The 24,638-nt window shown below is 48.2% G+C and carries 19 protein-coding genes, 2 tRNA genes, 3 rRNA genes and 1 other annotated feature; of the genes, 9 read left to right on the top strand and 15 right to left on the bottom strand.

All coding sequences use genetic code 11. From position 1 onward, the window contains the following. Positions 1-47 precede the first annotated feature (47 nt). Entirely contained in the window at positions 48-785 is a 738-nt protein-coding gene (gene dnaQ, locus DUT67_RS05725) for a DNA polymerase III subunit epsilon (protein ID WP_048261657.1), read from the bottom strand. Here dnaQ and rnhA point away from each other — a divergent pair. Further along, complete coding sequence (gene rnhA / locus DUT67_RS05720) at positions 739-1,305, top strand: ribonuclease HI (RefSeq protein WP_167389302.1); 567 nt, start codon at positions 739-741, stop codon at positions 1,303-1,305. The two genes, dnaQ and rnhA, sit on opposite strands and share 47 nt — an antisense overlap. A 19-nt stretch (positions 1,306-1,324) precedes the next feature. Here the strand turns inward: rnhA and DUT67_RS05715 are convergent, their stop codons facing one another. Continuing rightward, on the bottom strand, positions 1,325-2,035 hold the full coding sequence (locus DUT67_RS05715; protein WP_113631561.1) for a class I SAM-dependent methyltransferase: 711 nt from the start codon (positions 2,033-2,035) through the stop codon (positions 1,325-1,327). A 43-nt stretch (positions 2,036-2,078) separates the two neighbouring features. Between DUT67_RS05715 and gloB the strand changes: the two genes are divergently transcribed. Together gloB and mltD are read left to right on the top strand one after the other, a co-directional pair. Next, positions 2,079-2,834: a hydroxyacylglutathione hydrolase gene (gloB, locus tag DUT67_RS05710; protein WP_113631560.1), complete on the top strand. Its 756-nt coding sequence runs from the start codon at positions 2,079-2,081 to the stop codon at positions 2,832-2,834. Positions 2,835-2,904: 70 nt separating this feature from the next. Beyond that, the gene (gene mltD, locus DUT67_RS05705; protein ID WP_113631559.1) at positions 2,905-4,278 is read left to right on the top strand and encodes a murein transglycosylase D; all 1,374 of its coding nucleotides are present in this window, start codon (positions 2,905-2,907) and stop codon (positions 4,276-4,278) included. Positions 4,279-4,347: 69 nt separating this feature from the next. Here mltD and DUT67_RS05700 read toward each other — a convergent pair whose 3' ends face one another. The 9 genes from DUT67_RS05700 to rluD form a co-directional block, all read right to left on the bottom strand. After that, positions 4,348-5,136 (bottom strand): endonuclease/exonuclease/phosphatase family protein, encoded by a 789-nt coding sequence (locus DUT67_RS05700; protein WP_113631558.1) that lies wholly within the window; start codon positions 5,134-5,136, stop codon positions 4,348-4,350. A gap of 233 nt (positions 5,137-5,369) precedes the next feature. Next, positions 5,370-5,446: transfer RNA gene (locus DUT67_RS05695), tRNA-Asp, on the bottom strand. A 52-nt stretch (positions 5,447-5,498) separates the two neighbouring features. Further along, positions 5,499-5,614 (bottom strand): 5S ribosomal RNA (gene rrf, locus DUT67_RS05690). Between the two features lie 129 nt (positions 5,615-5,743). Continuing rightward, positions 5,744-8,649 (bottom strand): 23S ribosomal RNA (locus DUT67_RS05685). Between the two features lie 228 nt (positions 8,650-8,877). Further along, positions 8,878-8,953, bottom strand: a tRNA-Glu gene (locus DUT67_RS05680). Positions 8,954-9,095: 142 nt separating this feature from the next. Next, positions 9,096-10,638, bottom strand: a 16S ribosomal RNA gene (locus DUT67_RS05675). The 16S, 23S and 5S rRNA genes sit together here with 2 tRNA genes alongside, the layout of an rRNA operon. A gap of 487 nt (positions 10,639-11,125) precedes the next feature. Beyond that, positions 11,126-13,702, bottom strand: coding sequence for an ATP-dependent chaperone ClpB (clpB, locus tag DUT67_RS05670; protein WP_113633161.1), 2,577 nt, complete (start codon positions 13,700-13,702; stop codon positions 11,126-11,128). A 133-nt stretch (positions 13,703-13,835) separates the two neighbouring features. Continuing rightward, complete coding sequence (yfiH, locus tag DUT67_RS05665) at positions 13,836-14,561, bottom strand: purine nucleoside phosphorylase YfiH (RefSeq protein WP_113633160.1); 726 nt, start codon at positions 14,559-14,561, stop codon at positions 13,836-13,838. A 42-nt stretch (positions 14,562-14,603) separates the two neighbouring features. Then, complete coding sequence (gene rluD / locus DUT67_RS05660; RefSeq protein ID WP_048261714.1) at positions 14,604-15,581, bottom strand: 23S rRNA pseudouridine(1911/1915/1917) synthase RluD; 978 nt, start codon at positions 15,579-15,581, stop codon at positions 14,604-14,606. A gap of 134 nt (positions 15,582-15,715) precedes the next feature. On the opposite strand from rluD, the gene bamD reads away from it, so the two are divergent. The 3 genes from bamD to pheA all read left to right on the top strand — a co-directional run bounded on the left by bamD (position 15,716) and on the right by pheA (position 18,626). Next, the gene (gene bamD, locus DUT67_RS05655) at positions 15,716-16,450 is read left to right on the top strand and encodes an outer membrane protein assembly factor BamD (RefSeq protein ID WP_011094861.1); all 735 of its coding nucleotides are present in this window, start codon (positions 15,716-15,718) and stop codon (positions 16,448-16,450) included. Between the two features lie 323 nt (positions 16,451-16,773). Further along, positions 16,774-17,115 (top strand): ribosome-associated translation inhibitor RaiA, encoded by a 342-nt coding sequence (gene raiA / locus DUT67_RS05650; protein WP_048261716.1) that lies wholly within the window; start codon positions 16,774-16,776, stop codon positions 17,113-17,115. Positions 17,116-17,311: 196 nt separating this feature from the next. Beyond that, positions 17,312-17,437, top strand: a sequence feature (Phe leader region). 28 nt (positions 17,438-17,465) lie between these two features. After that, positions 17,466-18,626 (top strand): bifunctional chorismate mutase/prephenate dehydratase, encoded by a 1,161-nt coding sequence (gene pheA, locus DUT67_RS05645; protein ID WP_113628059.1) that lies wholly within the window; start codon positions 17,466-17,468, stop codon positions 18,624-18,626. Between the two features lie 101 nt (positions 18,627-18,727). Here pheA and tyrA read toward each other — a convergent pair whose 3' ends face one another. Further along, the gene (tyrA, locus tag DUT67_RS05640; protein WP_113628060.1) at positions 18,728-19,849 is read right to left on the bottom strand and encodes a bifunctional chorismate mutase/prephenate dehydrogenase; all 1,122 of its coding nucleotides are present in this window, start codon (positions 19,847-19,849) and stop codon (positions 18,728-18,730) included. A gap of 6 nt (positions 19,850-19,855) precedes the next feature. After that, entirely contained in the window at positions 19,856-20,929 is a 1,074-nt protein-coding gene (locus DUT67_RS05635) for a 3-deoxy-7-phosphoheptulonate synthase (protein WP_113628061.1), read from the bottom strand. A 229-nt stretch (positions 20,930-21,158) separates the two neighbouring features. On the opposite strand from DUT67_RS05635, the gene btsR reads away from it, so the two are divergent. From btsR to DUT67_RS05620, 3 genes are all read left to right on the top strand, one after another. Beyond that, on the top strand, positions 21,159-21,875 hold the full coding sequence (btsR, locus tag DUT67_RS05630) for a two-component system response regulator BtsR (RefSeq protein ID WP_048261727.1): 717 nt from the start codon (positions 21,159-21,161) through the stop codon (positions 21,873-21,875). Positions 21,876-21,923: 48 nt separating this feature from the next. Next, positions 21,924-22,271, top strand: a complete 348-nt coding sequence (locus DUT67_RS05625; protein ID WP_113628065.1) for a DUF2799 domain-containing protein — start codon at positions 21,924-21,926, stop codon at positions 22,269-22,271. Positions 22,272-22,528: 257 nt separating this feature from the next. Next, on the top strand, positions 22,529-23,467 hold the full coding sequence (locus DUT67_RS05620; RefSeq protein WP_113628062.1) for a class I SAM-dependent methyltransferase: 939 nt from the start codon (positions 22,529-22,531) through the stop codon (positions 23,465-23,467). A gap of 250 nt (positions 23,468-23,717) precedes the next feature. On the opposite strand, the gene DUT67_RS05615 is transcribed toward DUT67_RS05620, so the two are convergent. Both DUT67_RS05615 and DUT67_RS05610 read right to left on the bottom strand, forming a co-directional pair. Continuing rightward, the gene (locus DUT67_RS05615) at positions 23,718-24,185 is read right to left on the bottom strand and encodes a hypothetical protein (protein ID WP_048261735.1); all 468 of its coding nucleotides are present in this window, start codon (positions 24,183-24,185) and stop codon (positions 23,718-23,720) included. Further along, entirely contained in the window at positions 24,185-24,343 is a 159-nt protein-coding gene (locus DUT67_RS05610) for a hypothetical protein (protein ID WP_368350135.1), read from the bottom strand. The genes DUT67_RS05615 and DUT67_RS05610 overlap by 1 nt, the downstream gene beginning before the upstream one ends. Between the last annotated feature and the right edge of the window lie 295 nt (positions 24,344-24,638).

Raw genomic sequence — 24,638 nt, 5'->3', positions numbered from 1 at the left:
CATCAAACAATCCGTTTTGCTACGCAAAGGGCAACACTTCAGCGACGTTATTCTGTCCGCCACAGGCAACTACCGCCTTTTTTAGCAACCAAATCCAGACGTTGTTCATGCGCGAGCAGCTCTGTTTCATCAGCGTAAAGCACCTTTAACGCCGATTGAGGGCGGACAATCCTCTGGATAGTTTCATTATTCTCATTCTGCCGCTGCGCTTCACCTTCCATCGAAAAAGTCAGAGAAGTTTGACCACCGGTCATCGCCAGATAAACTTCTGCCAGAATTTCGGCATCGAGCAATGCGCCGTGCAACGTACGCTTGCTGTTGTCTATCAAATAGCGATCGCAGAGCGCATCCAAGCTGTTACGCTTACCGGGAAAGATCTTCCGCGCCATAAACAGGCTATCGGTGATCTTACAGAATGTCTCTGTCTTGGGAATATCCCGATTCAGCAACCGAGATTCGTAATCCATAAAGCCGATATCAAACGTCGCGTTATGAATGACCAATTCCGCGCCACGGATAAAATCGAGAAAATCATCTGCAATATCAGCATACGTCGGTTTATCAGCAAGAAACTCATCGCTGATACCATGTATGTTATAGGCTTCTGGATCCACTAAACGATCGGGTTTGATGTAGACGTGAAAATGACGGCCAGTCAGGCGGCGGTTAATCACTTCGACCGCACCGATCTCGATAATTTTATGCCCTTCGTAGTGAACCCCCAGCTTATTCATACCGGTGGTTTCTGTATCCAGGACGATTTGTCGCGTAATTTCAGTGCTCATCGTTTTCGTTTATGTCAGACTTGCCGTTTTTACCATGAGGGAGAGTCTACCAGAGATGCGCAAACAGGTAGAAATTTTCACCGACGGATCTTGCCTCGGTAATCCCGGCCCCGGCGGTTATGGTGCCCTGCTGCGCTACAAGCAGCACGAAAAAGCATTGAGTGCTGGTTATCGTCTTACGACGAATAACAGGATGGAGTTGATGGCCGCAATTGCAGCGCTTGAAACACTGACTACCGACTGTGACGTCGTACTCAGCACAGACAGTCAATATGTTCGTCAGGGAATCACCAGTTGGATTCATAACTGGAAAAAACGTGGTTGGAAAACAGCCGACAAAAAACCTGTCAAAAATGTCGATCTCTGGAAAAGACTGGATAGCGCGATTCAGCGCCATTCCGTGCGCTGGGAATGGGTAAAAGGGCACGCGGGTCACCCAGAAAACGAGCGCTGCGATGAACTCGCTCGCGCTGCCGCCAGTGCGCCAACGCTTGATGACACCGGTTATCAGGCTGAGTAAATCACCTTAGCCGTCCACCTCATCTCCGATATATCTTTGTTGCGCCCACCGTGCGGCGCACAGATGCTTTTCGCAACCGCGCTCTCATCGGCGTGAACGTCAGTGGAATGGTTCGCTTTCGGGCAATAATCAGCATCAGGCATCCCAGCATCGGAATATGTTTATTCAACTTCCCTTTATTCTTTCGCCATGGCGTAACGTGAAAATGAGTCTGATGAATAACTTCGTAGTTCAATAGTCCCAGCCAGTCCGTGATACGCATTCGAGTGAACATGCGGCTGCAATAGGGATGCTTTTTATTAAGCCGAGGGATCAGTTTGCCAAGACCAACCAGACTGATCGGGTTAAACGTGCTGAGTATTAGCCAACCATCATCCACCAAAACACGATCAACCTCCCGCAGAATGCGATGCGGGTCCGATGAATAAGAGAGCGTTTGGGCGAGCAAACAGGCATCAATAGACTTTTCAGAGAAGGGTAATTGATAGGCATCAGCCATAACGTGAAGGTTATCACCGTGTGGAGCAACATTGACCTGATGCGCAATTGCGCACTCTGTTACTTGGATTTCCGCACTCAATGCCCCGATCTTGATTAGATGAAAACCAAAGAGTTTTGGCCACCATGGCAACAAGGCCTGTTCAAGCGACTCACGATAAAATTGCCCGCAGGTGATATCATCCCATGAATCAGGTGCAACAATGGTCTGAGGGATTTGTGCCGATTTCATCTTCTGTTGTCGTCCCCAGGCTACTAGCAAAAAGAGGTGATGAATGAATCTTATCAGTATCCCCGCACTTCAGGATAACTACATTTGGTTATTGAGCAATAAAGCAAACCGCTGTGTGATCGTCGATCCAGGTGAGGCAAGTCCAGTGCTTAATGCGCTCGCTCAAAACTCACTTTTGCCCGAAGCAATTTTGCTCACTCACCACCATAACGACCACGTGGGAGGCGTCAGTGAGATACTCAATCATTACCCTAACCTGCCCGTTTTTGGCCCAAAAGAAACTGCGAAATGCGGCGCAACCTACCTGGTTGAGGAAGGAAATACCGTCTCTTTGTTAAATTCGGAATTTTCTGTAATTGAGGTTCCAGGACACACTTCTGGTCATATTGCCTACTATAATGCGCCATTTTTGTTCTGTGGCGATACGCTATTTTCAGCAGGATGTGGTCGTATCTTTGAAGGCACACCGAAGCAAATGCATGAATCCATTCAAAAAATAGCAGAACTTCCTGACGATACCGTGGTGTGCTGCGCTCATGAGTACACGCTATCAAACTTAAAATTTTCTAATGCTATATGGCCTGAAGATCCAGATATTGAATCTTATCTTCATAAAATCAGTCAGATACGAGAAAAATCGCAGTCTAGTTTACCAACAACACTAGGTCTGGAGAGAAGAATCAATCTATTTCTCCGCTGCCATGATATTGATTTAAAAAGAAAATTATCAAATGAACCTGAAAATATAGAGAATTGGCAAGCTTTTGAGATGCTACGCAGCAAGAAAGACTGCTTTTGAAGGTTTAGGTTGTGCTATTCCTCTAATCAAAGTATCCTTGCTCGTCTTTTAAGCAACTATTGACCAACATATGAAGGCTAAAGCGATGATTATCGCCTCAGTCTTGCTGGCAGGTTGTCAGGTCTCACCCCATGACACCTCGCAACCTAAACAGCATGCACAGAGTTTGTCTTCGGCAAGTCAAAGTGAAGCAGGAAAGTACACAGATGGTCGAGAGGCCTCCGCGCGATGGCTAGATGACGATAGTCTCGTGCAACGAGATCTGTGGAACTTCATTGGCGACGAGCTGAAGATGGAGGTTCCGGATAACGCCCGGATCCGCGAGCAAAAAATGCGTTATTTGAAAAATAAGAGCTATCTCCACGATGTAACATTACGGGCAGAGCCGTACATGTACTGGATAGTCGAGCAGATTAAGCAACGTAAGATGCCGATGGAACTGGTACTGCTACCCATAGTGGAGAGCGCTTTTGATCCAAGTGCCACATCATCCGCCAATGCCGCTGGGCTATGGCAGATTATCCCTGGCACAGGACGTAATTATGGTTTGAAACAGAACCAATGGTACGACGGGCGTCGCGACGTGATTGCGTCTACGACGGCTGCGCTGGATATGATGCAACGCCTCAACACGATGTTTGATGGTGACTGGTTATTGACAGTTGCTGCATACAACAGTGGTGAAGGACGTGTCATGCAAGCGATGAAATCGAATAAAGCAAAAGGAAAACCGACCAGCTTCTGGGCATTGGCGTTACCACGTGAAACGTCAATTTATGTTCCTAAAATGCTGGCCTTAAGCGACATTCTTAAAAACAGCAAAAAATACGGCGTGAATCTGCCACAGCCCAATGAAAGCCGGGCATTAGCCAAGGTGGAATTGGGGCAGCAGATAGAGTTGACACAAGCAGCTGAGATGGCTGGCCTGTCGTTGAACAAACTGAAGAGCTATAACTCGGGCTATAAACGTAATGTTACCGCGCCAAATGGGCCACATTACATTATGGTTCCTAAAGCTCATGTTGAGCAGTTGAAAGACTCACTAGCTGATGGCGACATCGCAGCGGTTCAACCAACACGTTTAGCGCAAACACAGTCAACACCAGCGTCACAGCAGTATAAGGTACGTTCAGGTGATACCTTATCGGCTATTGCAGCACGGCTTAATGTCAGCACGAAAGATTTACAAAGCTGGAACAATCTGCGTAGCGCTGGAGCGCTTAAGGTTGGTCAGACGCTGCAAGTTGCTAAAGTTTCAGGCAATAGTGGCTCTATCACCTACCAAGTACGAAAGGGTGATTCGCTTGCAAGCATTGCTAAACGCCATGGCGTAAATATCGCTGATGTGATGCGCTGGAATACGGTTATCAACAAGAATGCCAACATCCAGCCAGGCGATCGTCTGACGCTATATGTTAGCAGCAATATAAAACCTGATTCTTAAGGTATTATCAGAATCAGCTACAAAAAACAGCCCTCCTACAGTTTGTAGAGGGCTGTTTTTTTATGGCAATTAAATCAGGCTAAATTCGACGAGCAGTGGATTATGATCTGAGGCCTGGGTTACCAATACAGAAGACTGGTTAACGGCCATCTCACGGTAAAAAATGAAATCTAACGGTCGACCAAACGCTTTACGTCGCTGATCATCGACGAAATTCACTTCCTGCAGCCCCATCCTTGTCGCAAATCGATTCAGTGCATTGATCCGTTGTTGGCTCCATGCATTAAAATCTCCAGCCATAATAGCCGGCCCTTGATGATGCACGAGTTGCTCTCCAATTGCAGCCAACTGCTTGGTATAAACCTCAACACCAAAGCTAAAGTTAACCGCATGGATGTTGATAACCATCAGCCTCTGGCCATTCTGAAGCGCATAAACCGTTACCAGAGAGGACTTAGCCAAACGCAGCAAAGGTTCCCTTTCACGTAAAGGACAGCAATATATCGGCTGGGCAGCTGATAGCGTCATCACACCTGATGGGTGTTGTGGAAGGATAATCGCAGGTACTTGATCGGCTGAGAGGTAGTTAGTGGTTGCAAAACGGATGAGTTCTGGCGTACTTTGCGCTTCCTGCAACAGGACTAATTGGGTGCCTTTACCGAAATTCTGCAATACGGAAAGCCAATTCAACCTTTGCTGCTTGAAAATGTTCCACACCATTACGCGTAAGACATCGCCCTCCAGCAGCAATGAGCCTGTCGGTAGAGCTTGTTCGGGGTAATTAATTTCCCCAGGAGGAAAGATACGTACAGCTGGCTGGCCAGCAACATATCTCATTGCATAAGTTCTTTTCCGCACGCCTCATCCACAATTAGTTTCAATACACCAATACCCTATCAAAAAAGAGTCTCCTTCTGTTATAAGAATTTTATCGCAGAGTGGCTATGCACGCCCATCGACAGGAAAGGAAAAGGTAAAATGGTTAGCAAAAAAACGTAAAGAGAAGGAAAAATAGGAAAGTATCTAAAAAATTCTAATCTATACATATGCAAAAAGCCCTAAGCTAACGCTTAGGGCTTTTTGCAAATAAGTGGCGGAACGGACGGGGCTCGAACCCGCGACCCCCTGCGTGACAGGCAGGTATTCTAACCAACTGAACTACCGCTCCACCGAATTTCTCTACAACCACCAGATTTCTCCGGCTTACTGCTTAATTTGATGCCTGGCAGTTCCCTACTCTCACATGGGGAGACCCCACACTACCATCGGCGCTACGGCGTTTCACTTCTGAGTTCGGCATGGGGTCAGGTGGGACCACCGCGCTATCGCCGCCAGGCAAATTCTGTTTCATCCCAACCGTTATGCACTGCTTACGCGCTCGCACAACCATCAGAACCAATCTTTGAACAAGCTGAATTTCGTTTTATATGAGTCTTTCATCACACCAAAACATCTTCGGTGTTGTAAGGTTAAGCCTCTCGGGTCATTAGTACTGGTTAGCTCAACGTATCGCTACGCTTACACACCCAGCCTATCTACGTCGTCGTCTTCAACGGCCCTTCAGGGGCATCTAGTGCCCAGGGAAGACTCATCTCGAGGCAAGTTTCCCGCTTAGATGCTTTCAGCGGTTATCTCTTCCGCACTTAGCTACCGGGCAATGCAATTGGCATCACAACCCGTACACCAGTGGTGCGTTCACTCCGGTCCTCTCGTACTAGGAGCAACCCCTCTCAATCTTCCAACGCCCACGGCAGATAGGGACCGAACTGTCTCACGACGTTCTAAACCCAGCTCGCGTACCACTTTAAATGGCGAACAGCCATACCCTTGGGACCTACTTCAGCCCCAGGATGTGATGAGCCGACATCGAGGTGCCAAACACCGCCGTCGATATGAACTCTTGGGCGGTATCAGCCTGTTATCCCCGGAGTACCTTTTATCCGTTGAGCGATGGCCCTTCCATTCAGAACCACCGGATCACTAAGACCTGCTTTCGCACCTGCTCGAGCTGTCACTCTCGCAGTCAAGCTAGCTTATGCCTTTGCACTAACCTCCTGATGTCCGACCAGGATTAGCTAACCTTCGTGCTCCTCCGTTACTCTTTGGGAGGAGACCGCCCCAGTCAAACTACCCACCAGACACTGTCCGCAACCCGGATTACGGGTCTACGTTAGAACATCAAACATTAAAGGGTGGTATTTCAAGGTTGGCTCCACAAGAACTGGCGTCCTCGCTTCAAAGCCTCCCACCTATCCTACACATCAAGGCTCAAGGTTCAGTGTCAAGCTATAGTAAAGGTTCACGGGGTCTTTCCGTCTTGCCGCGGGTACACTGCATCTTCACAGCGAGTTCAATTTCACTGAGTCTCGGGTGGAGACAGCCTGGCCATCATTACGCCATTCGTGCAGGTCGGAACTTACCCGACAAGGAATTTCGCTACCTTAGGACCGTTATAGTTACGGCCGCCGTTTACCGGGGCTTCGATCAAGAGCTTCGCCTTGCGGCTGACCCCATCAATTAACCTTCCGGCACCGGGCAGGCGTCACACCGTATACGTCCACTTTCGTGTTTGCACAGTGCTGTGTTTTTATTAAACAGTTGCAGCCAGCTGGTATCTGCGACTCCCGCCAGCTCCATCCGCAAGGGACTTCACCGACAGGAGCGTGCCTTCTCCCGAAGTTACGGCACCATTTTGCCTAGTTCCTTCACCCGAGTTCTCTCAAGCGCCTGAGTATTCTCTACCTGACCACCTGTGTCGGTTTGGGGTACGATTTGATGTTACCTGGAGCTTAGAGGCTTTTCCTGGAAGCGTAGCATCGGTTACTTCATCACCGTAGTGACTCGTCATCACGCCTCAGTGTTAACAATGACCCGGATTTACCTAAGTCATCCACCTTCACGCTTAAACCGGGACAACCGTCGCCCGGATAACCTAGCTTTCTCCGTCCCCCCTTCGCAGTAACACCGAGTACAGGAATATTAACCTGTTTCCCATCGACTACGCTTTTCAGCCTCGCCTTAGGGGTCGACTCACCCTGCCCCGATTAACGTTGGACAGGAACCCTTGGTCTTCCGGCGTGCGGGTTTTTCACCCGCATTATCGTTACTTATGTCAGCATTCGCACTTCTGATACCTCCAGCAACCCTCACAGGCCACCTTCAACGGCTTACAGAACGCTCCCCTACCCAACAACACCTAAGTGTCGCTGCCGCAGCTTCGGTGCATGGTTTAGCCCCGTTACATCTTCCGCGCAGGCCGACTCGACCAGTGAGCTATTACGCTTTCTTTAAATGATGGCTGCTTCTAAGCCAACATCCTGGCTGTCTGTGCCTTCCCACATCGTTTCCCACTTAACCATGACTTTGGGACCTTAGCTGGCGGTCTGGGTTGTTTCCCTCTTCACGACGAACGTTAGCACCCGCCGTGTGTCTCCCGTGATAACATTCTTCGGTATTCGTAGTTTGCATCGGGTTGGTAAGTCGGGATGACCCCCTAGCCGAAACAGTGCTCTACCCCCGAAGATGAGTTCACGAGGCGCTACCTAAATAGCTTTCGGGGAGAACCAGCTATCTCCCGGTTTGATTGGCCTTTCACCCCCAGCCACAAGTCATCCGCTAATTTTTCAACATTAGTCGGTTCGGTCCTCCAGTTAGTGTTACCCAACCTTCAACCTGCCCATGGCTAGATCACCGGGTTTCGGGTCTATACCCTGCAACTTAACGCCCAGTTAAGACTCGGTTTCCCTGCGGCTCCCCTATACGGTTAACCTTGCTACAGAATATAAGTCGCTGACCCATTATACAAAAGGTACGCAGTCACCCAACTAGTAGGCTCCCACTGCTTGTACGTACACGGTTTCAGGTTCTATTTCACTCCCCTCGCCGGGGTTCTTTTCGCCTTTCCCTCACGGTACTGGTTCACTATCGGTCAGTCAGGAGTATTTAGCCTTGGAGGATGGTCCCCCCATATTCAGACAGGATGTCACGTGTCCCGCCCTACTCATCGAACTCACAACTTGTGCATTTTTGTGTACGGGACTATCACCCTTTACTGTGCGACTTTCCAGACGCTTCCACTAACACACAAACTGATTCAGGTTCTGGGCTCCTCCCCGTTCGCTCGCCGCTACTAGGGGAATCTCGGTTGATTTCTTTTCCTCGGGGTACTGAGATGTTTCAGTTCCCCCGGTTCGCCTCATGACACTATGTATTCATGTCATGATAATGTGTCGAAACACATTGGGTTTCCCCATTCGGGTATCGTCGGGTATAACGCTTCATATCAGCTTACCGACGCTTATCGCAGATTAGCACGCCCTTCATCGCCTCTGACTGCCTAGGCATCCACCGTGTACGCTTAGTCGCTTAACCTCACAACCCGAAGATGTTTCTTTCGATTCATCATCGCGCTGCGATTATTTGAGAGACTCATTGACAGACTGACTCATCACGACCTACCCGAAGGCAGTCCTGTATGTTCAGCTGTCATGTTTCAATTTTCAGCTTGTTCCAGATTGTTAAAGAGCAATATCGTAAACATGACTCCAAAGAATCATCTTTAAGATATTTGGTGATAATGTCTTTCACTCATTATCGGATTGGCGTCCCCAAGGGGATTCGAACCCCTGTTACAGCCGTGAAAGGGCAGTGTCCTAGGCCTCTAGACGATGGGGACACGAAAAATCCGTACCGAATTAAAAATCCGGCACTATCGCGTCAGCATGAGTCTACACTCATGACATCAACAGGTGCGCTTGCTCAGTATTTTCATCAGACAATCTGTGTGAGCACTTCACGTAACACACATCTTTTTTTGGTAAGGAGGTGATCCAACCGCAGGTTCCCCTACGGTTACCTTGTTACGACTTCACCCCAGTCATGAATCACAAAGTGGTAAGCGCCCTCCCGAAGGTTAAGCTACCTACTTCTTTTGCAACCCACTCCCATGGTGTGACGGGCGGTGTGTACAAGGCCCGGGAACGTATTCACCGTAGCATTCTGATCTACGATTACTAGCGATTCCGACTTCATGGAGTCGAGTTGCAGACTCCAATCCGGACTACGACGTACTTTATGAGGTCCGCTTGCTCTCGCGAGGTCGCTTCTCTTTGTATACGCCATTGTAGCACGTGTGTAGCCCTACTCGTAAGGGCCATGATGACTTGACGTCATCCCCACCTTCCTCCGGTTTATCACCGGCAGTCTCCTTTGAGTTCCCGCCATTACGCGCTGGCAACAAAGGATAAGGGTTGCGCTCGTTGCGGGACTTAACCCAACATTTCACAACACGAGCTGACGACAGCCATGCAGCACCTGTCTCAGAGTTCCCGAAGGCACTAAGCTATCTCTAGCAAATTCTCTGGATGTCAAGAGTAGGTAAGGTTCTTCGCGTTGCATCGAATTAAACCACATGCTCCACCGCTTGTGCGGGCCCCCGTCAATTCATTTGAGTTTTAACCTTGCGGCCGTACTCCCCAGGCGGTCGACTTAACGCGTTAGCTCCGGAAGCCACGCCTCAAGGGCACAACCTCCAAGTCGACATCGTTTACAGCGTGGACTACCAGGGTATCTAATCCTGTTTGCTCCCCACGCTTTCGCACCTGAGCGTCAGTCTTTGTCCAGGGGGCCGCCTTCGCCACCGGTATTCCTCCAGATCTCTACGCATTTCACCGCTACACCTGGAATTCTACCCCCCTCTACAAGACTCTAGCCTGTCAGTTTTGAATGCAGTTCCCAGGTTAAGCCCGGGGATTTCACATCCAACTTAACAGACCGCCTGCGTGCGCTTTACGCCCAGTCATTCCGATTAACGCTTGCACCCTCCGTATTACCGCGGCTGCTGGCACGGAGTTAGCCGGTGCTTCTTCTGCGGGTAACGTCAATCAGCAAGGTTATTAACCTTACTGCCTTCCTCCCCGCTGAAAGTGCTTTACAACCCGAAGGCCTTCTTCACACACGCGGCATGGCTGCATCAGGCTTGCGCCCATTGTGCAATATTCCCCACTGCTGCCTCCCGTAGGAGTCTGGACCGTGTCTCAGTTCCAGTGTGGCTGGTCATCCTCTCAGACCAGCTAGGGATCGTCGCCTAGGTGGGCCATTACCCCGCCTACTAGCTAATCCCATCTGGGCACATCTGATGGCAAGAGGCCCGAAGGTCCCCCTCTTTGGTCCGAAGACGTTATGCGGTATTAGCTACCGTTTCCAGTAGTTATCCCCCTCCATCAGGCAGTTTCCCAGACATTACTCACCCGTCCGCCGCTCGTCACCCGAAGAGCAAGCTCTTCTGTGCTACCGCTCGACTTGCATGTGTTAGGCCTGCCGCCAGCGTTCAATCTGAGCCATGATCAAACTCTTCAATTTAAGATTTGTTTGATTTGCTGAACTCGTCAGCGATGCTCAAAGAATTAAAACTGTTTATTCGTAATGAATTTCACTGTTGTTCACTCTTCAAGACTTTTTATATCGTTAAGATACGGTCTTGTGAGTGCCCACACAGATTGTCTGATTATATTGTTAAAGAGCAGTGCCACTTCTTCGGTGGCGCGGGCTGCATATACTATGCTAATCCGCTTTAAAGTCAAGTCATTACTGACCGCCTTCATTAAATCTTTTTCCTGTCACCACAACCGCGTGTCGCTGTTGCCGTGTCAGTGGATGCGCATTATAGGGACTTCTCGGCGGCTGACAAGCGCTAAATGCAAAATAATTCCCAAGCGTTCAAAAACAAACCAAAAAACATCATTTAGCACATTACCCATACAAAACATGAATACAATATGAGCTTAAGACGTAAAAACGGGAGACATTCATTAGCGAATGCCCCCCGTTGATGACTTACCGCTTCACATTATTCTTGCCGTGCGACTATCAGTTCACCTTCAACATCTAATGTGATCGGTTTACCGGGTATCAGTTTCCCCCCCAGTATCTGCTGGGCGAGTGGGTTCTCTATCAGTTGCTGTATCGCTCTTTTAAGCGGACGCGCACCATAGACAGGATCAAACCCGACCTCTCCGAGCATATCTAAAGTAGCATCCGCGATTGTGACGCTATATCCACGCTCTTCAAGACGTTTGTACAGTCTCTGGAGCTGAATTTGTGCGATCGAAGTAATATGTGCCCTTCCTAGTGGATGGAATACGACGACTTCATCAATACGGTTAATAAACTCAGGACGGAAGCTGTGGCTAACAACTTCAAGAACCATATCTCTCATTTCGGTATAGCTGCGCTCACCAAAACGTTCCTGAATAAGGTCAGATCCCAAGTTTGACGTCATGATGACGACAGTATTGCGGAAGTCGACCGTTCTCCCCTGTCCATCAGTAAGGCGGCCGTCATCCAATACCTGAAGCAAGATATTGAACACATCAGGGTGTGCCTTTTCGATCTCATCCAGCAAAATGACCGAATAGGGACGACGGCGTACGGCTTCCGTCAAATAGCCCCCTTCTTCATAACCGACATATCCAGGAGGCGCACCGACCAAACGTGAAACCGAGTGTTTCTCCATAAACTCAGACATATCGATACGCACCATCGCATCGTCACTGTCGAAGAGAAAAGTTGCCAGCGTTTTGCAGAGTTCAGTTTTCCCCACACCTGTTGGCCCGAGGAACAGGAATGAACCGATTGGACGATTAGGATCGGATAACCCTGCTCGGCTACGACGAATAGAATTCGCTACCGCCTCAACGGCTTCGTTCTGCCCGATCACTCGCTGATGCAGCTCATCTTCCATTCGCAATAATTTTTCTTTCTCACTTTCCAACATGCGAGAAACAGGAATTCCAGTCCAGCGTGCCAGCACATCGGCGATTTCAACATCTGTGACTCGATTACGCAGCAAATGCACCGTTTTTCCTTCCTGCTGCGTTGCGGCTGCCAACTGCTTCTCTAGCTCGGGGATTTTGCCGTATTGCAGCTCAGACATTCTCCCCAGGTCTCCCTGACGTCGAGCCTGTTCCAACGCAATTTTGGCCTGCTCTAAAGAAGCCTTAATATTCTGCGTTCCGGTGAGTGACGCTTTTTCCGCTTTCCACTCTTCGTCTTGTTGGGAATATTCACGCTCTTTTTGGTCAAGTTCCGTACTTAGCAACTCAAGCCGCTTTTGACTGGCCTCATCAGATTCTTTCTTCAGAGCCTGTTGTTCCAGCTTTAACTGGATGATTCGTCGCTCAAGCCGATCGAGAGGCTCTGGTTTTGAATCAATCTGAATACGAATACTGGATGCCGCCTCATCAATCAGGTCAATGGCTTTATCCGGTAACTTACGATCCGAAATATAGCGATGGGACAACATTGCCGCTGCAACAATCGCTGGGTCAGTAATTTGCACATGATGGTGCAATTCATAACGCTCTTTCAATCCACGCAAAATCGCAATGGTGTCTTCAACGGTAGGTTCCGCGACAAACACTTTCTGGAAACGACGCTCAAGCGCGGCGTCCTTTTCAATATATTGACGATATTCATCCAGCGTCGTCGCCCCAACACAATGCAGCTCACCTCGAGCCAGCGCGGGTTTTAGCATATTGCCGGCATCCATCGCGCCATCAGCTTTACCCGCCCCCACCATCGTATGCAGTTCATCAATAAACAGAATGACATTACCTTCCTGTTTAGACAGATCGTTGAGCACACCTTTCAGACGTTCTTCAAACTCACCACGATATTTCGCACCAGCCACCAGCGCGCCCATATCTAGAGAAAGCACGCGCTTGTTTTTCAGGCCTTCAGGCACTTCTCCATTAACGATACGTTGGGCTAACCCTTCAACTATCGCCGTTTTACCCACACCGGGTTCACCAATTAATACCGGATTATTTTTGGTCCTACGCTGTAAGACCTGAATAGTGCGACGAATCTCTTCATCACGCCCGATAACCGGGTCGAGCTTGCCTTGTTCTGCACGTTCAGTGAGATCAATAGTGAATTTTTTTAATGCCTGGCGCTGATCTTCAGCCCCTTGATCGTTCACTTGCTCTCCTCCTCTCACTTGATCAATCGCGTTCGTTACACCTTGCTGCGTGACACTCGCCTTTTTCAATATATCCCCCAGCGTGCCGCGAGACTCCAAAGCAGCAAGCACGAAAAGTTCTGAGGAAATAAAGGTATCACCACGCTTTTGCGCAAGTTTGTCGCACATATTCAATGCGCGAACTAACTCGTTCGAAGGCTGGACATCACCATCAGTGCCTTCAACCTGAGGCAAACGCGTGATTGCCTGGTCGATTTCAGCTTTCAGGTGATTAAGATTGGCTCCTGCGACAGTCAGAAGTGGACCAACAGTTCCTCCGTCCTGATGAAGCAAAGCGCTCATCAAATGAAGTGGTTCAATAAACTGGTGATCGCGCCCAAGGGCAAGAGACTGGGCATCAGCAAGAGCAAGTTGGAATTTGTTGGTAAGACGATCCAGACGCATAACACCTCCCGTACACTGGTCAAAATTGCTACTGGAGATTAAATGAGGTCATCCCTCAAAAATTTCAAGGTTATTTTGCCAGTCGTGACGGGATTTAAATGTTACTTATCTTGGATCGCCTTAATTCAATAGGTTATATCAGCCAGATTAAACTTGCCATACGGCCCGTCACGCCATCACGCCGATAAGAGAAGAATTTGTGAGGTTCGCTCACAGTACAGGAATTCCCACCAAAAATTTGCGTTATCCCTGCAGCGCGTAAACGCAGACTCGCTAGCTGGTATATATCGGCAAAAAATTTGTTTCCTTCAGGCCTAAATGCAGAGGCCGCCGACGCGTTATGCTGAATAAACGCATCCCTAACTTCAGGACCGACTTCAAAAGCATCAGGCCCGATAGCGGGTCCAAACCATGCCATAATTTGCGCGGGCTTCGCTCGAAAACAGGCTACTGTCTCTTCCAGCACACCCGCGTGTAATCCTCGCCAACCAGCATGTGCGGCAGCGACTTCATTGCCGTTGATTGCACAAAAAAGCACAGGCAAACAGTCGGCCGTCATCACCGCACAAACCTGACCTTTCTTATCGGTATAGGCAGCATCACCGCAAACGGACGATGGCAACGCCTCGCCAATACGAATCACATCAGTACCGTGAACCTGTTCCAACCAATGTGGCATAGCAGGAAGACCAGCCATCTCCACCAGCGTTTGCCGATTTGCGCTGACTAGTTCGGACTCATCACCCACATGATTCCCAACATTCAGCGAGCCATAAGGTGCCAAACTACGCCCGCCAATACGCGTCGTGCTGCAAGATTTCACACTTTCTGGCAAAGGCCAGTCGGGGTATATCAGCATAGTCCGTCACCTCTATAGTCAGCACTTATCGTATTGAATGCATTACCAGTCGAGTTGATCCTGAAACGCCGCGGTATCGGCTTTCAACGCATCAATCAAATCGACCATATCCTGCGGCAGTGCCGCATGCCATTCCATTTGAATTCCGGTAATAGGGTGGTAGAAACGTAACATGGTAGCGTGTAGTGCCTGACGATCGAAGCCACGCAGCGTTTTAATGAAATCATCCGACGCACCTTTTGGCGGACGAGGACGACCACCGTATAACTGATCGCCAACCAACGGATGATCAATATGCGACATATGCACACGAATCTGATGGGTGCGCCCCGTTTCCAGACGCAACCGCAAACGGGTATGCGCACGGAAATGCTCCATAATGCGATAGTGAGTCACAGCGGGCTTGCCCATTGGGTGCACCGCCATGTGAGTACGCTTGGTTGCGTGACGGGCGATAGGTTGCTCTACCATGCCACCAGCCGTCATCGAACCAATCGCAACAGCCTCATACTCACGGGTAATCTCGCGCGCTTGCAATGCTTCAACTAAACGTGTCTGTGCTGGTACAGTTTTCGCCACCACCATAAGCCCAGTGGTATCTTTATCAAGCCGGTGCACAATCCCTGCGCGAGGCACATCAACAATCTCAGGATAGTGATGTAACAAGGCATTCAATACCGTGCCATCTGGATTACCCGCACCGGGGTGAACCACTAGACCTCTGGGTTTATTGATGACCAGAATGTCCTCATCTTCATACACGATATCCAGCTTGATATCCTGTGCTTCCCAGCGTGCTTCTTCTTCAATCAATGCATCAATGGCTACCGATTCGCCGCCAAGTACTTTCTCTTTTGGCTTATTGATGACATTGCCGTTAATCTGTACCCGATTCTCAAGAATCCACTCTTTTATGCGGGATCGTGAATAATCAGGGAACAATTCGGCCAAAGCCTGATCTAAACGTTGTCCGAGTTGAGATTCGGCCACCGTTGCGGTGAGTTGTACTTGTTGTGCCATATTATGCAGCTTCTTCGTTAACGTTGGGTTTTGACGGCGATGCCGTTTAAAATAATGTACTATTGTAGCTGGTCTAAATCGGGAGCTAAACGGACAGCCTCCCGGAATAACATTCTGAGGATAATCAAAACGTCATGACGCGTATGAAATATCTGGTGGCTGCCGCCACGTTGAGCCTGGCGCTGGCTGGTTGCTCCAGCAATTCCAAAGATGCGGTTCCTGATAGTCCGCCATCTGAAATCTATGCCAATGCTCAACAAAAACTGCAGGACGGCAACTTTAAAGCAGCCATCACGCAGTTGGAAGCACTGGATAACCGGTATCCCTTTGGTCCATATTCGCAGCAAGTACAGTTGGATTTGATCTACGCCTATTACAAATCCGCGGAGCTGCCATTGGCCCAAGCTTCTATTGACCGCTTCCTGCGACTCAACCCGACCCATCCAAACGTGGATTATGTCCTGTACATGCGCGGCCTGACCGACATGGCGCTGGATGATAGCGCGTTACAAGGCTTCTTCGGCGTCGATCGTTCCGATCGCGATCCGCAGTATGCCCGCACCGCATTCCGGGATTTCAGTAAGCTCATTCAGGGGTATCCGAACAGCCAATACGCCACCGACGCAAACAAGCGTTTGGTTTACCTCAAAGAGCGTCTGGCCAAGTATGAACTTTCTGTCGCGCAATACTACACGAAACGTGGCGCTTATGTGGCAGTAGTTAATCGCGTTGAGCAAATGCTGCGTGATTACCCAGATACTCAGGCAACAAAAAATGCCCTGCCGTTGATGGAAAGCGCTTACCGTGAACTGCAGTTGGCCGCACAGGCAGACAAAGTCGCAAAAGTGATTGCCGCTAATCCTGCATAAACGATAAGTGACAGCCAATAATGAGACGGCAGCTTCGGTTGCCGTTTTTTTATGTTTCTACCAGTTCGTTATACATCGATAAGCAGGAAAAAATAGGGTTAGCAGGAGTCAAAAACAGCGCGGTAACATCAATACATCCTATCAATAATGGCACAGGCCAGATGACCCCTCAAGTACTTCCCTTCTATTCCCGATGGCGCTTCACAAATCGCGTTTTCTTGACAAAAAGTGACGAAAAAAAGCGATCAAAATCACGCTTTTTGCCACAACTCGCTGTATGCTGAAATTATCCAAGACGGACATAGGCAGAGAGGTAAGTTTATATGACTATTAATATTACCAGTAAGCAAATGGATATCACCCCCGCAATTCGTCAACATGTCGAAGACCGTCTTACTAAGCTGGATAAGTGGCAAACCCAGCTGATTAACCCGCATATCATTCTGTCAAAAGAACCTCAGGGTTTTGTGGCTGATGCCACGATCAGTACGCCGAATGGCCCGCTGGTTGCCAGTGCTAAACATGACGATATGTATGCCGCTATCAATGAGTTGATTACCAAGCTCGAACGCCAGTTGGACAAACTCCAACACAAAGGTGAAGCCAGACGCGCGGTAGCGGGTGTTAAAGAAGCGAATCTACAACCGACGCAAGAAGAAGAGTAATCTCCACTCTCTTCATCTCAATATAACGCGCCCTTGGGCGCGTTTTTGCATATTAAGCGCCGCTATCTGCGTCCTAAAGAGCCAATGCGATACACAGTTTAAAAGTGCACTCGGCGATTTTGTATTGACAGGATGAAAAGCCAACAGTTACCTTACCTGCTCAGAATCTGGATATTTTCCTGACTAACCGAGTAAACATGATCAATAAACTGTTCTTCTTCGTATTCTTTTTCACCTTCCCCTGATTTGGGAGGCGATTCGTCGTAAGAGTAAGAATACGAAGACGAACAAAAAAGCCTCCTGACCAGGAGGCTTTTTTTATATAAGAACATAAGACAGGTAACAGCATCATGACAGACAACCCATTACTGGTACTGCGAGAGCGCATCAGCGCATTGGATCTGCAATTAATTGAACTATTGGCACAAAGACGAGAACTCGCGTTGGACGTAGCCCGTAGCAAATTACATTCGCATCGTCCAATCCGGGATAAAGAACGTGAGCGTGATTTGCTGGACAAGCTGACAGCCGCAGGGAAAAAACACCACCTTGATGGTCATTACGTTACCCGCTTATTTCAGCTCATCATTGAAGATTCAGTACTGACGCAGCAGGCGCTCTTACAGCACCACCTCAATCAAACAACGTCACACTCTGCCCGCATCGCCTTTCTCGGTCCGAAGGGGTCTTATTCCCATCTCGCAGCCCGCCAATATGCCGCACGACATTTCGAGCAATTTATTGAGTGCGGTTGCCAGAAGTTTCAGGATATTTTCAACATGGTGGAAACAGGGCAAGCCGACTATGCCGTTTTACCCATTGAAAATACCAGTTCCGGCTCGATTAACGATGTCTACGACCTGCTGCAACACACGGGGTTATCCATCGTTGGTGAATTAACCAACCCTATTAACCACTGCGTCTTAGTTGCTACCGATACGTCATTGACACAGATCGAAACGGTTTACAGCCACCCTCAGCCATTCCAGCAGTGTAGCCATTTCATAAATCGTTTTCCGCACTGGAAAATTGAATATTGCGAGAGCACAGCTGCGGCGATGGAAAAAGTGGCTGCGCTCAATTCTCCAACAGCAGCAGCACTCGGCAGCGAAGCTGGTGGCCAACTTTACCAGTTACAGGTACTGGAACATGATCTGGCCAATCAATCGCAAAACATCACTCGCTTCATTGTATTAGCTCGTAAGCCGATTGACGTGACTGAACAAGTACCCGCAAAAACCACGTTGATTATGGCAACAGGTCAACAGTCAGGTGCACTGGTGGAGGCACTGCTGGTATTACGTGATAACGGCATTGTGATGACCAAGCTGGAATCCAGACCGATCAACGGTAACCCGTGGGAAGAAATGTTCTATCTTGATGTGCAGGCCAATTTACGCGGCGATGCTATGCAGAAAGCGCTAAAAGGATTAACCCCCATTACCCGCTCGTTGAAAGTGTTGGGCTGTTACCCCAGTGAAAACGTCGTACCTGTTGATGTAAACGAATAGTCGATGTGAACGAATAATTGAAAAAGCCATCATGGTTTCCCACCGGGATGGCTTTTCAAGCACAATTCCAATATCAAGCACCATCTAAAACTCAAACGTACTTACTGGCGAATATCATTTGCCTGACGTAAAAGCACGCGGCTTTCAGCCTGAAAGCGTTTGGCATAGTCGCCGAACCAGTGTTCAACCTTCTTAAAGCTGCTGATAAACTCCGCTTTATCTACCTGCTCCAGTAACTCAATGGCTTCGCCAAAACGTTTGTAGTAACGCTTAATCAACGCCAAATTGTCCTCTGAAGACATAATAATGTCGGCATACAACTGTGGATCCTGCGCAAACAGTCGCCCAACCATAATCAATTCCAGACGATAGATTGGTGATGACAGCGCTAATAGCTGTTCAAGTTGCACATTCTCTTCCGCTAAATGCAGGCCATAGGCAAATGTCGCGAAGTGACGCAGCGCTTGAATAAACATCATGTTCTGATCGTGTTCGACCGCGCTAATGCGATGCAGACGCGCACCCCATACCTGAATCTGTTCCAGTAGCCACTGATAAGCTTCCGGCTGTCGGCCATCGCAATAAACAACAACCTGTTTGGCAAGGCTACCGCTGTCTGGCCCAAACATCGGGTGCAAACCGAGTACCGGACCATCATGCGCCGCCAGCATCGCCTGAAGTGGACCATTTTTCACTGAGGCCAAATCAACCAAAATACAGTCGTCTGGCAAGGCAGGCAGACGAGCAATAACCTGTTCGGTAACATGAATCGGCACGCTGACAATCACCATGCCAGCATCAGACAATAGCTCATCCGCACGCGGCCAGTCATCTTGCTCCAGGATCCTCACCTGATATCCCGACAGCGTCAGCATTTTCTCAAACAGATTCCCCATTTGACCACGGCCACCAATGATGACAACCGGACGCAATTGTGGGCACAGCGTTTTAAAGCCTTTGTCGTTTTCGCTGGAATAGGATTCGCGCATGGTGCGCCGCAGGATATCCTCAATAAGATCCGGCGGAACTCCCATCGACGCCGCCTCTTTACGGCGTGAGCTGAGCATGGCCGCTTCACGATCGGGCGCATAAATGGGTAAACCATAGCGACTTTTCACTTCACCCACTTCCGCCACCAAACGCAACCGACGTGATAAGAGCGCGACAAGCTCCTTATCTACTTCATCTATCTGATCACGTAATGCGGTCAGTTCAGCTACCATATCTTGTTACTCTCCTGAATGTTTCACACGTGCGGCACTCAGATCTTGATGAACGGAACGCAGCAACGTTTCTGTACTTTCCCAACTGATACAGGCATCCGTGACCGATACACCGTAGCGCATATCTGAACGCGCTTGTTCTGAAGACTGGCTCCCCTCGTTAAGGTGGCTTTCCAGCATCAATCCTATAATCGAACGATTTCCCGCCTTGATTTGCTCAATTGCAGATTCAACAACAAGTGGCTGACGGCGGTAGTCTTTATTCGAATTGCCGTGGCTACAATCTATCATCAGCGCAGGTCTCAGTCCCGCTTCCTGCATCTGTTTTTCACATTCGGCGACATCTTGCGCACTGTAGTTTGGTTCTTTACCACCGCGCAGAATCACGTGACCATCAACGTTACCCTGCGTTTGCAGCAAACAAACTTGCCCAGTTTGATTGATACCGACGAAGCGGTGAGGCATCGCGGCAGCTCTCATCGCGTTGATCGCTGTTCCCAAACTGCCATCAGTACCATTTTTGAACCCGACTGGCATCGACAGGCCAGAAGCCATCTCGCGGTGCGTTTGTGATTCAGTCGTACGTGCGCCGATAGCTGACCAGCTAAATAGATCGCCCAGGTACTGCGGACTGTTCGGATCAAGCGCTTCTGTCGCTAGCGGCAGCCCCATATTCACCAGTTCCAACAGCAACCCACGAGCGATGTGCAGCCCTGATTCCACATCAAATGAACCATCCATGAACGGATCGTTGATGAGCCCTTTCCAGCCCACGGTTGTGCGTGGCTTTTCAAAATAAACGCGCATCACAATGTAGAGGCGATCGTTCAATTCAGCAGCAAGCGACTGCAGGCGGCGCGCGTATTCCAACGCAGCATCCGTATCATGAATAGAACAAGGCCCGCAGACAATCAGCAGCCGGTCATCACGGCCATGAATAATATCTGCGATGGTCGCTCTCGCTTGCGCAATGTCGCGTTGCTCCGCGTCGTTAAGCGGAAACTTGGCTTTCAATTCATCGGGAGTAATCAAAACCTGTTCTGCACTGATATTAATATTATTAAGTGAATCTTTTTGCATGATCCCATTCCTGAAGAGTTCGGTATGTTCGCGATCGTCTTTACAACCTACGCGTAATGTTTACACCATAACACGAACCGTAAAGATTTCAATCCACATGGTGTAAATAAAAAATCACCACCCTAAATATTGCCAGAAAAACAATATCTGCATGCTCTATCACTCCCCGACGCAACCATGCTAATCCCTAGCATGAATAATGGTAGAATCACGCTAACAAGGGGGAAGGATGCTGAAAACCATAATCATCGATGACGAACAGCTGGCACGCGAAGAGCTCAGCCTGCTATTGGAAAATGAATCTGATATCACCATCATTGCACAGTGCAGCAATGCGCTAGAGGCAATACCCGCTATCCATAGGCTGCAGCCGGATGTGATTTTTCTGGATATACAGATGCCAAAGGTCAGCGGGTTAGAGCTGGTTGCCATGCTGGATCCAGAAAATATGCCTTACGTCGTCTTCGTGACAGCCTATGATGAATACGCAGTAAGAGCATTTGAAGAACATGCTTTTGACTATTTGCTAAAACCACTGGATGCACAGCGGCTGAGTAAAACACTAAATCGTCTGCGCCGCGGCACAAGTGTAAATAAAAACGTACAGATAATTTCAGAACCTTTGCTGCGCCATATTCCCTGCAACGGACACAATCGTATTTTTTTGCTCAAGATTGAGGAAGTCGAGTATCTTTGTTCGGAACTCAGTGGCGTGCACGTAGTGGGAGTCAGCCAGTCTGGCTACACCCAACTTTCACTGAAAACGCTGGAAGAGAAAACGCCTTTTGTCCGTTGCCATCGTCAATATATGGTTAACACGGAGCAACTGAAAGAAATCCAGCTAATGGAGAACGGCGCAGCAGAAGTGCTAACACACACGGGAAAACATATCCCCGTCAGTCGCCGCTACCTCAAGCTACTGAAAGAAAAGCTGGGCATCGCCTGATAACGATGTTCATTCAGGCCAATGGCCGCAAATATTAAAGGTTTGATGATGAAATACAGTTATGTCTTGGCTGTAATTCTTTCAATGACAGCATGCCAAAGCAACACACCGTCTCTACCGGCTAAAAGCGAGTCAGGATTCTGGTATGAAGCTGGTTACCAGGATGCGACCTCTGGCATGGTCGTAAAAGACGATGGCACCTTGCAGGAATGGTTTGGTAATCCACAGGTTGACCGTGACACCTACCTGCGCGGTTATCAGGCAGGGCAATTGGCTTTTTGTCGTGCAGATAACATGGAAGAATGGGGAAAAGCAGGGAAAAACTTTCCCGCCAGCTGCGATGGCGTAGAAGCAGCGGAGACACTGCGAACCCACTGGCAACAGAATCTACCTTAACATCTTCCTGAATAACGATGATCCATACTAATACGCAACGTAGCTGACAGAAAGCTAGGATTCATCGCATCTGGTAACAATTCCACTCACTTTTGTACTCGCACAGAAATACGCCAGACATACCTCGCCCCTATTATTGCCAACATGAATAATCACATTAAGTTATTAAAAATCTAATGTTGGGATAACGAAAGCTCATAGGTCACTTCGAGTTAATCCCATTATTTCTGATAGCGATTATATTATGGAGTGCTCATATGCCCGGTTCAAACAAGCCTCATAACGCGTCTCTGAATAGTAGCCCAAGACTCTTGTCACACGATACCTCATCAAAAGAAAGCCATGATGAACGGGTCGCGGCGGTAAAAAACAAAATTCTCGAGTCAGGCGTTCACCTCGGGATTTCCGTAGAAGAACAGTTGGCGCTTCTGGATGCTTTTTCCCATCTTGAGTTAGGTCAGTTTTTACTAAAACACCATGGGCTAAATGCGTACTGGACACATAATGTGATAACACATCGGCCAGATCGCTATGTTAATCCACTCGAAGAAATCATCTACACACAGTTACCCAGCGTTTTGGCAACACGTGAACGATTCGGTATTTTCCAGCGCCTGCTTCAAGAGCTCTTGCGCCCCGACGCCATCATGGTATCCGTCCCCTGCGGCGTCATGGCAGATTTACTGCTGCTGGATTATACGCGGCATCGAGATGTGAAATTAATCGGGATCGATCTGGATAAACAAGCGCTGGAAGAAGCGTATAAACTTGCCAGTCAGCAAGGGTTAGAAAACCAGATATCATTGGTTCTTGCTGATGCCTGGACAATTGATCTAGCAGCACAAGCCGATGTGATTACCAGCAATGGACTCAATGTTTATGAGCAAGATGATGACAAAGTCACTGAGCTTTACCGCGTGTTCTACTCTGGATTGAAGCCAGGAGGCACGCTGATAACCAGCTTTATGACACCGCCCCCTACGCTGTCGCAAGATTCCCCATGGGCAAGCTCTGACCCGAAATTGCTAGCACTTCAGTATGTACTTTTCTCGCGCATTATTGGCGCAACATGGACAGCATTTCGTACCCACAAACAAACACAGTCGCAGTTAGAGCAGGCCGGATTCACAGACATTCAGTTTATAAACGATCGTATGCACATGTATCCAACAGTTATCGCGAATAAACCTTTCTGAGCAGGATAGGAAATTGGCACCAACGCGATACGTTGATCGCCGTAACCGATCAATATCGGAAAATTGATCTGTATAAACGTTTATAAAATAACCACATCTGATGTCATCATGATGCTGAAATTCAAACAATAATGATGGCATCAGGGAAAGCGAAGCCCACCAAAGATGGTGGGCTTTTTACTGTCATAATAGTGTTCAGGCACCGGTTAGGGATAAAATGGCGGCACTAATTAACCGCCATAAAAATGCTCTAATTTACAAATACACAATTACGACCGGCTGGAGCACCAATAATACGCGTTACACTTTCACATCTAACAACAATCTTCTGTCCTTTCTTTAAAGAGATCGCCGTTGATTTCTCTGAATCGATAATATGCATCATTGCAGGAAGAAACTCATTACTAGTTTTTAATTGAACAATAATAGCGTCGGTAAAATCCTTATCAATAGATTGTACTGTGCCTGATATTTCTACAATCTTCCCTTTCATTTTTTCATCTATAGCAACTTCATTCTCTTCATAAGCGTTGAACAATCCGCTAGCAGTAGTCTTATAAACCTCTGGCGCTTTACTTTCTGGCACAGGAGTACTTACAGCGTTACTCACAGAAGCGTTAGATTCACTACCTTTGTTTGCTTTTTTGTCATCTGCGAAATAACCAATAACAATTAAAGCAACAAAAATATAAAGTACCCACTTAAAAAACTTCTTCATTACATATCCCTGAGTAATACAACTTTTTTAGTTTCCATCACAACCCCCAGAAGGGTTACCTTATCAATATCACATTCAAAACTTATTGTTTCACCCGTAATATTAATTCTTTTATCAGGAAGAACGGCAACAGTATAAACGTCGTAACTCCCATCAATATCAAGTAACCATAAGCCATTACTTGATTTTTTTGCTAAAATCGATCATCCAAGAGTAATTCACCTTTCCAACGAGCCTTGAATCATTACCGACAGAAGAAATGAAGTCAGGTTCCAAAGACCAATATTAATTAGCTCACCGGATACTCAAACAAAACAACTCCAGCAGGTAGTCACCGAACTAACTATCACGTTAAAACAATTACTACGTGCAATAATGGACTGTCGTTATAATCAAACCAGAGAGCCTTATTCGTAACTGGCTCTCTGACGGAACTATCATACTCGTCCCTGC

The sequence above is a fragment of the Pectobacterium peruviense genome (assembly GCF_003312355.2).
GTDB classification, from domain to species: domain Bacteria; phylum Pseudomonadota; class Gammaproteobacteria; order Enterobacterales; family Enterobacteriaceae; genus Pectobacterium; species Pectobacterium peruviense.
Note: the sequence above shows the minus strand (reverse complement) of the source record. Positions and strands in the feature narration are given on the sequence as shown.